General features: G+C 65.7%; 10 protein-coding genes. 5 read left to right on the top strand and 5 right to left on the bottom strand.

Going from position 1 to position 8,982, the window contains the following annotated elements; all coding sequences use genetic code 11:
• Nucleotides 1–94 precede the first annotated feature (94 nt).
• The 5 genes from GO592_RS15165 (at nucleotide 95) to GO592_RS15150 (ending at nucleotide 3,245) form a co-directional block, all read left to right on the top strand.
• Nucleotides 95–490, top strand: coding sequence for a cupin domain-containing protein (locus tag GO592_RS15165; protein ID WP_007299012.1), 396 nt, complete (start codon nucleotides 95–97; stop codon nucleotides 488–490).
• A 64-nt stretch (nucleotides 491–554) separates the two neighbouring features.
• On the top strand, nucleotides 555–677 hold the full coding sequence (locus GO592_RS46540) for a hypothetical protein (protein ID WP_420228110.1): 123 nt from the start codon (nucleotides 555–557) through the stop codon (nucleotides 675–677).
• The gene (locus GO592_RS15160) at nucleotides 674–1,654 is read left to right on the top strand and encodes a PDR/VanB family oxidoreductase (RefSeq protein ID WP_007299013.1); all 981 of its coding nucleotides are present in this window, start codon (nucleotides 674–676) and stop codon (nucleotides 1,652–1,654) included. The genes GO592_RS46540 and GO592_RS15160 overlap by 4 nt, the downstream gene beginning before the upstream one ends.
• Nucleotides 1,655–1,686: 32 nt before the next feature.
• A complete protein-coding gene (locus tag GO592_RS15155; protein WP_005564361.1) occupies nucleotides 1,687–2,184 on the top strand; it encodes a dimethylamine monooxygenase subunit DmmA family protein in 498 nt (165 codons plus the stop codon).
• 59 nt (nucleotides 2,185–2,243) lie between these two features.
• Nucleotides 2,244–3,245, top strand: coding sequence for a heme-dependent oxidative N-demethylase family protein (locus tag GO592_RS15150; protein WP_007299014.1), 1,002 nt, complete (start codon nucleotides 2,244–2,246; stop codon nucleotides 3,243–3,245).
• A 107-nt stretch (nucleotides 3,246–3,352) separates the two neighbouring features.
• Here the strand turns inward: GO592_RS15150 and GO592_RS15145 are convergent, their stop codons facing one another.
• The 5 genes from GO592_RS15145 to GO592_RS15125 all read right to left on the bottom strand — a co-directional run bounded on the left by GO592_RS15145 (nucleotide 3,353) and on the right by GO592_RS15125 (nucleotide 8,967).
• Complete coding sequence (locus GO592_RS15145) at nucleotides 3,353–3,550, bottom strand: hypothetical protein (protein ID WP_007299015.1); 198 nt, start codon at nucleotides 3,548–3,550, stop codon at nucleotides 3,353–3,355.
• Between the two features lie 444 nt (nucleotides 3,551–3,994).
• Entirely contained in the window at nucleotides 3,995–4,912 is a 918-nt protein-coding gene (locus GO592_RS15140) for an alpha/beta hydrolase fold domain-containing protein (RefSeq protein ID WP_237720516.1), read from the bottom strand.
• 1,057 nt (nucleotides 4,913–5,969) lie between these two features.
• The gene (locus GO592_RS15135) at nucleotides 5,970–6,746 is read right to left on the bottom strand and encodes an enoyl-CoA hydratase (protein ID WP_007299017.1); all 777 of its coding nucleotides are present in this window, start codon (nucleotides 6,744–6,746) and stop codon (nucleotides 5,970–5,972) included.
• Entirely contained in the window at nucleotides 6,743–7,822 is a 1,080-nt protein-coding gene (locus tag GO592_RS15130; RefSeq protein WP_172650594.1) for an enoyl-CoA hydratase/isomerase family protein, read from the bottom strand. The genes GO592_RS15135 and GO592_RS15130 overlap by 4 nt, the downstream gene beginning before the upstream one ends.
• Complete coding sequence (locus GO592_RS15125; RefSeq protein ID WP_202715102.1) at nucleotides 7,819–8,967, bottom strand: isobutyryl-CoA dehydrogenase; 1,149 nt, start codon at nucleotides 8,965–8,967, stop codon at nucleotides 7,819–7,821. Before GO592_RS15125 ends, GO592_RS15130 begins: the two co-directional genes overlap by 4 nt.
• Between the last annotated feature and the right edge of the window lie 15 nt (nucleotides 8,968–8,982).

Below are 8,982 nucleotides of genomic sequence, written 5' to 3'. Positions count from 1 at the left end.
CGTAACCCACGCCATGGTTTCCTGGCATTATCTTCAGTTTCATCACATGGTGATCGACTACCGATCGCGCAATCCCATCCCCAGGAGGACCCCAATGACCGTTGCCGATTCGAGTGCGATCGGACAGACCGTCGCACCGTTCCGCGTCACCGCAGATTTCTGGAAGTCTCTGCCGCAGATGCCGGTTGCGGAATACCCGGGCACCGAAGGCTTCATCGATGACGTCTACGCAAACCCGGACGGGTCCGAGATGTCGGCCGGCTACTTCGAACTCCGGCGCACCGACGATCCCCTTGACTACCTCTACGAGTACGACGAAATGAAGGTTGTGCTCGAGGGCGAGTTCGTTCTCGAGAACCTCGACACCGGACAGAAGGAGGTCGCCAAGGCGAAGGATGTGATTTTCTTCCCGAAGGGATCGCGGATCCGATTCAGCACCCCTGAGGGTGCGTTGGCGTTCTACGTCGGTCACCGCTCCTTCGCACCGTGATCAGCGATGGCAATGAGCATGACAACCAGCGTGCGTCGCTGGACGACCGCGTCGCTACAACGCGATGGTGATCGACAGCGAATTCCGTTGTGGCGGTTGCCGAGAAACGCTGACCGTCTACCACCACTTCTCCCGCCGTCACCATGCCTATCTTGGCTGTCGAGCAGATTCGGAGGACCTCACGTGACCGAAGTAGTCGAGGCCGCGACAACCAGCGCCGGGGCAGGGAGCGACCTTTCCGTCGTCGTTGCCGACACCACGATGCTGTGTGAGGACATCTGTCAGGTCGTCCTGGCGCCAGTCGGTGGCGGAGCGTTGCCGTCCTTCACCCCGGGCAGTCACATCGCGGTCACCTGGAAGCCGGGGACACGCAATTCCTACTCCCTGACCGGCCCGGCGATCGAACCGGACCACTACTCGATCTCTGTTCGACTGGACCGGGCCGGTGCCGGCGGGTCGCGATGGGTGCACAACCTCGCCGTCGGCGACCAGGTGACCGCGTCCCGTCCGCGCAGTGCGTTCGCTCCGGTTCCGAACGCACGCCACCATGTCCTCGTCGCCGGCGGCATCGGGGTCACCCCCATTCTGTCGCACGTGCGTGCGGCGGTGCAGTGGCGTCGCTCGTTCGAGGTGATCTATTCCTTCCGCTCCGGCTTCGGCGCACACGTCGACGACCTGATGGAACTGTGCGGGGACCGGTTGACGATGGTGGAAACCCCGGAACAGTTCTGGGACCACGTGACACCAACTTTGACCCGCCAGCCGATCGGCACCCACCTCTACACCTGCGGGCCGACGCCAATGATCGACGCCGTCACCGAAGCTGCACTCGCCCAGGGCTGGCCGCTCCAGCGTGTGCACTCGGAGCCGTTCTCCTCCGGCATCTCCGCCGGGGGTGAACCCTTCACTGCGACGCTGGGTCGCACCGGTACCGCCGTGACGGTCGGACCCGACACCAGCTTGCTCGACGCGCTGCTGGACAGCGGCTTCGACGTGCCGAATCTGTGCCGGCAGGGCGTGTGCGGCGAATGCAAGCTCCCGGTGCGCGGCGGTCAGATCGAGCACCGCGACCTTTATCTCACCGATGAGGAGAAGTCCACCGGTGACGTGATGATGCCGTGCGTGTCCCGGGCCGTTGGCGCGGATCTGGAGCTGGACCTATGACCTCCGCGGCATCAGACACCAGAGGGAATGTCATGACAAGCATCGACGACTCCGACAGCAACACCGCGCAGGTCGGCGTTACCGCCGCCAGCATGGACCTATCCGGCCGGCAGTACCTCCTGATCGCGATCGGTGATGCCCCCGGCACCACCGCCAAGGTCGACAAGTGGGCGCGGGATCTCGCCTCCGCCCACCAGGCAGTGGCGTTGTACAGCCTGCCCGACGGTGCGGGTGTCGAGGACCTGATCGACGCCAGCACAGTCGGGGTCCGCATCATGATTTCCGGGGCGGAGGCCGAGGTGATGAGGGCCGTTGCGGTAGCGCGGGCCGCGGGAATTCTGCCGTGCGAATTGTTCATCCACATCTCACACGTGGACGTGATCAACGTTTTCTGCCCGCACTGCGACACCGCCACCCGGGCCCTCGCGCGCCCAGACCACACCATCGAGTGCTCGGGCTGCGCCCGCGACCTCCTCGTGCGCCCGCACACCTCCTCGCATCGTGCGATGTATCTGGCATCGGTTGCCTGACGACCGACTGGAGATCACCCCTGCACTTCCATTCCGTCCCGACTCTGGAGCGAAGTACCGTGACCGAACTGCTCACAAGCGACCTGACCTGTTTGCCCTGGCCTTTCCCGGCAGGGGACGAAACCTTCCGCTACGCGGTCAATGTCGAGCCTGCACCCCGATATACCCCCACCCTCGCCGGGGGTTGGGGCCGACACGTCGTCGACCTCGGACTCGAATACGTGCCGATGATGCAGCTCAAACGGGAGATCCTGGCGAAAGATCCAGGGCGAGTGCAGATTTTGCCGCACATGATCCCTGCGTGTTGGGACGTCATGCTCTATCTCATGCGGCAGATGGCCGACTCCTACCCGGAGACCATGCAGCTGACCGGCCAGGGCAACCACCACCACTGGCGCAACGCATTGCTCGACATCGACCAACACTTCGAAATGGGTGATCTGGCCACGCTGCCGGAGGACCCGCTGACCTTCATCGGTTGCCAGGTGCCTGACGACATCCTCCTGCTCACCGAGCGCCACGACCAACTCTGGTTCGACGCGGCCATCGTCACCTTCGCCGCCGACTGGTCGATCAAGTTCGACGTCGGGATGAACTTCAACGAAATTCACCGCCCCGTACCCGGGCTGACCAGCGGCGGCATCACCAGCCGTGCGCAGCAGTTCATGCGTCATCTCACCACCGACCGCATCTTCCGCCGCGCCAACTGGACCTTCTCCGCCGTCGGCTCACCGCACCGCGACACCAGCCTCGAAACCCGGCCCGAATGGGAAGACGACATTCCGAATCTCATCGCCGACGGAGACTACGGACGCGTGCAACTGCGCATCGAACTCGAACACCTCATCCGCCTGCCCCTCACCGGAGCACTCGTCTTCAACATCCACACCTACATGGCGCCACTGTCGGACATCGCCACCATCCCCGCGTGGGCCGAGCAACTCGCCGACATCATCACCGAACTTCCCGCCGACATCGCCACATATAAAGGAATCGACAGTTACCGCCACCACGCCGCCCGCTGGCTGCGGACACAGTCGTCGGCTTCCGCCTCCACCTGAGACAACCGAGGTCTCAGGAACACCGCGTCCGTCGATTCGGCACCGTCTGCCAGTGATCCCCGATATCACCGCGGAGTTCGACGCCGTGAGGTCGCGGCTCAGCGCCCTCAGATCAGGGTCGGGCCCTTGGTCGCTGACAGCGCGTCGAGAAAGGCGCTCGGGACCGGCGCCCACTCCGGCCGCCACAGCCCGTGCAGTTGATCGTCGCGGAGGCCGCGCAGGGTCGACACGACATACGGTCCTCCGTCGAGGAGGTACCGGATCATGTCGCGATCCGCGCACTGCGCCGCGATCGACGCCAGCACCTGTTTCGCTTCGTCGTTTCGGCCTGCGGCCGCAAGGCAGCTGACGAGCAGTCGATTGGCATGCAGTAGTGCCCGGTGCCGTCCTCGGCCTTGGATCCTGTGTACCCATTCCCCGGCCCAGATGCAGGCGGCCGCGGTCGTCTCCGCCGACTGTTGACCGAGGAGAACGGTGATGGCGGTCCCTCGCAGGCACCGCTCGACGTGGGTGTTTGTCCAGGATAGTCCCCGAGCCCAACGGTCAGTCGTCGGATTCGGCCTCGCTGTGACGCGTACCCAGACCGGGTCGGCGCACTCCACCGCTTCGGCGCCGAGAACCTGGGTGAGCACCGTGAAAGGCGAGGTTCGCGGAAACTCCGAGCACACCAAACACCAACACCACCGATAGCGCCTCGGGCGGTCTGCGGCTGAGCGCGTACCCATCGGGGAGCGTGTAGCCGCCGGTGGCTACGCCCGAAGTAGGCGGGCGATGTCTTCGCGGGCGGTGCGTGCTTGGCGGATCAGGGGGAAGAGGGCGTAGTCGTGCTGCATCCCGATTTCCTCGGTGTAATCGACGGTAGCGCCGGCATCGCGTGCTCGCTGAGTGAGGGCGCGGGAGTCGGTGACGAGGATGTCGTGGGTACCGGTGTAGACGCTCATGGGCGCGAGGCCGGTGAGGTCGCCGAAGAGGGGGCTGACGCGCCAGTCGGTAACCTCGAGGTCGCCGGCGTAGAGTCGGCCGGCTTCTTTCAGTCCTCCGCGCGCGAGGAGGATGTCGCGCTTCTCGATGGTGGCTTGGGCGGGGTCACTCATGGTGACGTCCAGCCAGGGGGAGAGAAGGATCAGCCGCGATGGCTGTGGTGCGCCCCTACGTTTGAGTTCTTGTGCCGCGGCGAGCGCGATTCCGCCTCCGGCGGAATCGCCGATCACCGCAACGTTATCGGCGCCTTGGGTGGAGATTGCCGATTCGACGATGTCGGCGGCATCGGCGACGGTGCGGGCGGCGGTCCGGTGCGGGGCTAGGGGGTAGATCGGCAGCAGGAGCCGGACCGATGCCGCAGCGGTAATGGTTCGCGCGAACAGCCAGTGGAAGGACACTATTTCGCGGACATAGGCACCACCGTGGAAGTCGATCACAGTCTTTCCGTATCGCCCGCTGTCCGGTTCGATGGTGAAGACGGGAAACCCGCGCGTGCGGTCGGCGGAGAGCCGCACCCCGGGCAAGAGTGGAGATGGTGGCGGGTTGAACGATGCCGGCCGCAACGATGTCGCGTGGACGTCGCGGCGTGTGTCCTCGGCGGTGCGGAGTTTGGTGCGGCCCATCAGTATCCGTACTCCCGTGTGGACGATTGCGGGGCGGATGTCGGGAATGTTCACGCCACTCATTGTGACTGGGTTTGACGGATTCGGGTTGGTTTGCTGCGACGGGCGCGTATTGCGTTCCCGATGCGGCTACAACTAGGCGGAGTTGCGTTCGACGACACACTCGACGCAGGAATGCCGGGAGCGTTTCGAACTCGTCCAGAGACACATGCTGCACAGCAAAACTCGATCGTGCATGTCACGGCTTCGAACATTGCTTCCTGGAAATGTCCGAACTGATCGCCGCCGGTGGAGCAGATGTCACCTAGATCGCCGCAGTTGCCGAGCGCTACGGTCTGCACTTCGGCGAACCCGACTGGTTGCCCGACGTGATCGCCCGATACGCCCTGACACCGTCGTGAGCCTTGCTCGAGCCTCGACGCTTGCGGTGTCGTTCACTGGTCCAGCGCAGACCAGAACCCTGACCATCAGGTCGATGCGCCGCGCCGCGCCGGGGTGACCGCAGAACATCCATGTCGACCACGCGGGCCGGGCGACAACCTCGCGGCCAACTCGATCTGGTGCTGCCGCGACGACGTGAGGACGACGTCCTGGCTATAACCCGCCTGGACCGGCCGCGGCTCGCGCGATCAGTCAGACGAATTCAGCTCAGGTCGAGTTCGGGTGCGGTGGCCAGGTATTCGATCTGCTCCAACGTCACCGGGACGGTGGAACCCCTGATGGGGGTGGTGCTGATGATGACCTGTTGGGTGGAGGGGAGGGTGATCGAGAAGTAGGCGCTGCCGCCGTTGGCGGGTAGTTCGCGCGGGTGACGGTGGATCCGTCCGGCGACGTGGTGGTGATGCGATTGATCTCGTTCAGGTACTCATCCTGCGGTGACGGCGCGGGCCGGCCACTGACGACGACGATATCCAGACGCCCAGCGGCCCTGGTGGGGGATACCACGGTATTCACCTCGCAGACGTTCTCCCTGCCGAAGTCGGTCAGCCGAAGTGATCCGATCGGCCGATCCAGGGTGAGATGGCGGAACTAGATCGAATTCGGTGAAGCTGGTTGGTGTGACACCGGCATTCCGACCATCGCCCCGCACCGGAGCCCGGTGCGGGGCGAGCGTCGGGGTCTAGCGGTGTGTGAACTCCGGCGCGCGCTTCTCCACGAATGCGGCCATGCCTTCCTTCTGGTCCTCGGTGGCGAAGGTGGAGTGGAAGACCCGCCGTTCGAAGCGGATCCCTTCGGTGAGGGTGGTCTCGAATGCCCGGTTGACTGCTTCCTTCGCCATCATCGCGACGGGCAGTGACATCTCGGCGACGGTGGTGGCGGTCTGCAGTGCTTCGTCGAACAGGTCGGCGGCAGGGACGATGCGGGACACGAGTCCGGCGCGTTCGGCTTCCTCGGCGTCCATGGTGCGGCCGGTCAGGCACAGTTCCATGGCCTTCGCCTTGCCGATGGCGCGGGTGAGGCGTTGTGAGCCGCCGATGCCAGGGATGACGCCGAGTTTGATCTCGGGCTGACCGAACTTGGCGGTATCGGCGGCGAGGAGGATGTCGCACATCATCGCCAACTCGCAGCCGCCGCCGAGGGCGTATCCCGCCACTGCGGCGATGATGGGTGTGCGTGCGGCGGCGATGCGGTCGCCGATGGAAAAGAAGTCCCCCAAGTAGACGTCCATGTACGACTTGGTGTGCATTTCCTTGATATCGGCGCCGGCGGCGAACGCGCGGTCGGAGCCGGTGACGAGGATGGCGCCGACATCGCTGTCGGAGTCGAGTTCTTCGACGGCGGAGACGATTTCGCGTAGAAGCTGGGTGTTCAACGCGTTGAGTGCTTTCGGGCGGTTGAGGGTGATGATCCCGACCCGGCCTTTGCGGTCGAGGAGGATGGTGTCGTAGTCGGTCACTGGTTGTCTCCGGTGGTGGTGGGTGGGGTGAGCCCGAGTTCGAGGTCGCCGAGTGGTGCGAAGAACGCGTCGACCTGCGCTGGGTCGACCTCCTCGATGGTGGCGGGCGACCATTGCGGGTTGCGGTCCTTGTCCACGACCTGCGCCCGGATGCCCTCGACGAGGTCGGGCGAGTTCAGGCAGGCGACGGACACCCGGAACTCGTCGTTGAGGACTTCCTCGAGACTGCCGGCCTGCCGGGCGCGGCGCAGCGATTGCAGGGTGACCGCGCACGCGGTCGGCGACTTCGAGCGCACCTGCTCGGCCGCCTTCTGAGCCTCGGGCACCCCACTGCCGCGCAGGCGGGCGACGATGTCGGCGACACTGTCGGCGGAGTACGCGGCGTCGATCCAGCCCTGCTGGCCCAGCAACTCCGATGCCGGTGCCGGTTCGGTGAACGCGCCGAGCGCCTCCTGAACGGACGTCGTCGACAACGCCTCGATGAACTGCTCGATCTTCTCCGACGGAATGAAGTGGTCGGCGAACCCGCACGCGATCGCGTCGCCGGCACTGAGCCGGGCGGTGGTCAGGGCGATATGGGTGCCCAACTCGCCCGGGGTGCGGGCGAGCAGGTAGGTGCCGCCGACGTCGGGGACGAACCCGATCCCGGTCTCGGGCATCCCGATCATCGACCGCTCGGTGACGATCCGCACGCTGCCGTGCGCCGACACCCCGACCCCGCCGCCCATCACGATGCCGTCCATGATCGCCACGTACGGCTTGCCGTAGCGCGCGATGGCCGCGTTGAGGAGGTACTCCTCGCGCCAGAACTCCCGCGAACCGGTGCCCCCGTCCTTCGCGTCGTGATAGATCGACACGATGTCGCCGCCCGCGCACAGGCCCCGCTCCCCGGCACCGGTGATCACCACCGCCCGGACCGTGTCGTCGCCGGACCATTCGGCCAGGGCCGCCGCGATCTGCCGGACCATGCCGTGATTGAGGGCGTTGATCGCCCGGGGCCGATTGAGCACGATCCGGCCCAGCCCGCCCCGCTTCTCGATCAGAACGTCCGGTTCCGTGGGTACCGCGTCGGTCATGCCGCTCCTCTGTTTCCGATGACGCTGCGGGCGATGACCACCCGCATGATCTCGTTGCTGCCCTCGAGGATCTGATGCACCCGCAGGTCGCGGACGATCTTCTCGATTCCGTACTCGGCAAGATAGCCGTACCCACCGTGCAGTTGCAGCGCCCGGTTGGCGACCTCGAAACCGGTGTCGGTGGCGAACCGCTTCGCCATCGCACACAGTTCGACGACATCGGGGGCGCCGTCCTCGAGCGCCGCCGCCGCCCGCCACAGCAGGGTGCGGGCCGCCTCCAGTTCGGTGCGCATGTCGGCGAGCTGGAACTGCAGCGCCTGCGAGTCGATCAGCGGCGACCCGAACGCCTTCCGGTCCGTCAGGTAGGCGACGGCCCGCTCCAGCGCGGTCTGCGCGCCGCCCACCGAGCACGCCGCGATGTTGAGCCGGCCACCGTTCAGGCCCGCCATCGCGATCCGGAAACCACCACCCTCGGACCCGAGCAGATTCGCCGCCGGCACCCGCACGTCCTCGAAGATCACCTGCCGGGTGGGCTGGGCGTTCCAGCCCATCTTCACCTCGTTCGGCCCGAACGACAGACCCGGCGACCCCTTCGGGACGATGAACGCCGAAATCCCCCGCGGCCCGCTCTCCCCGGTGCGGGCCATCACCACGTACACATCCGAGGTGCCCGCACCGGAGATGAACTGCTTGACCCCGGTCAGCACGTAGTCGTCGCCGTCCCGGACCGCCCTCGTGCTCAACGCCGCCGCATCCGAACCGGCACCCGGCTCGGTCAGGCAATAACTGCCGAGCTGATCCATCGAACACAGCCCCGGCACCCACGCACGCCGCTGCTCGTCGGTGCCGAACCGGTCGATCATCCAGGTGACCATGTTGTGGATGGAGATGTAGGCGGCGATCGACGGGCACCCCTTCGCGAGCTGCTCGAAGATCCGGGCCGCGTCGACACGAGTCAGCTCGGATCCACCCACGTCCTCGCGGATGTAGATCCCACCCATCCCCAGCGACGCCGCCTTCCGCAGGACATCCACCGGGAAATGCTTGGCCTGATCCCACTCCACGGCATGCGGCGCGAGATGCTCGGCCGCGAAGTCGCGGGCAGTGTCGCTGATCGCCCGCTCGTCATCGGTCAAGGTGAACATATGAATCGACCCTTT

The sequence above is a fragment of the Rhodococcus sp. 21391 genome, from assembly GCF_016772255.1.
Classification (GTDB): Bacteria; Actinomycetota; Actinomycetes; order Mycobacteriales; family Mycobacteriaceae; genus Rhodococcus_F; species Rhodococcus_F opacus.
The sequence above is the reverse complement of the archived record's forward strand: the minus strand, read 5'-3'. Positions and strand labels throughout refer to the sequence as shown.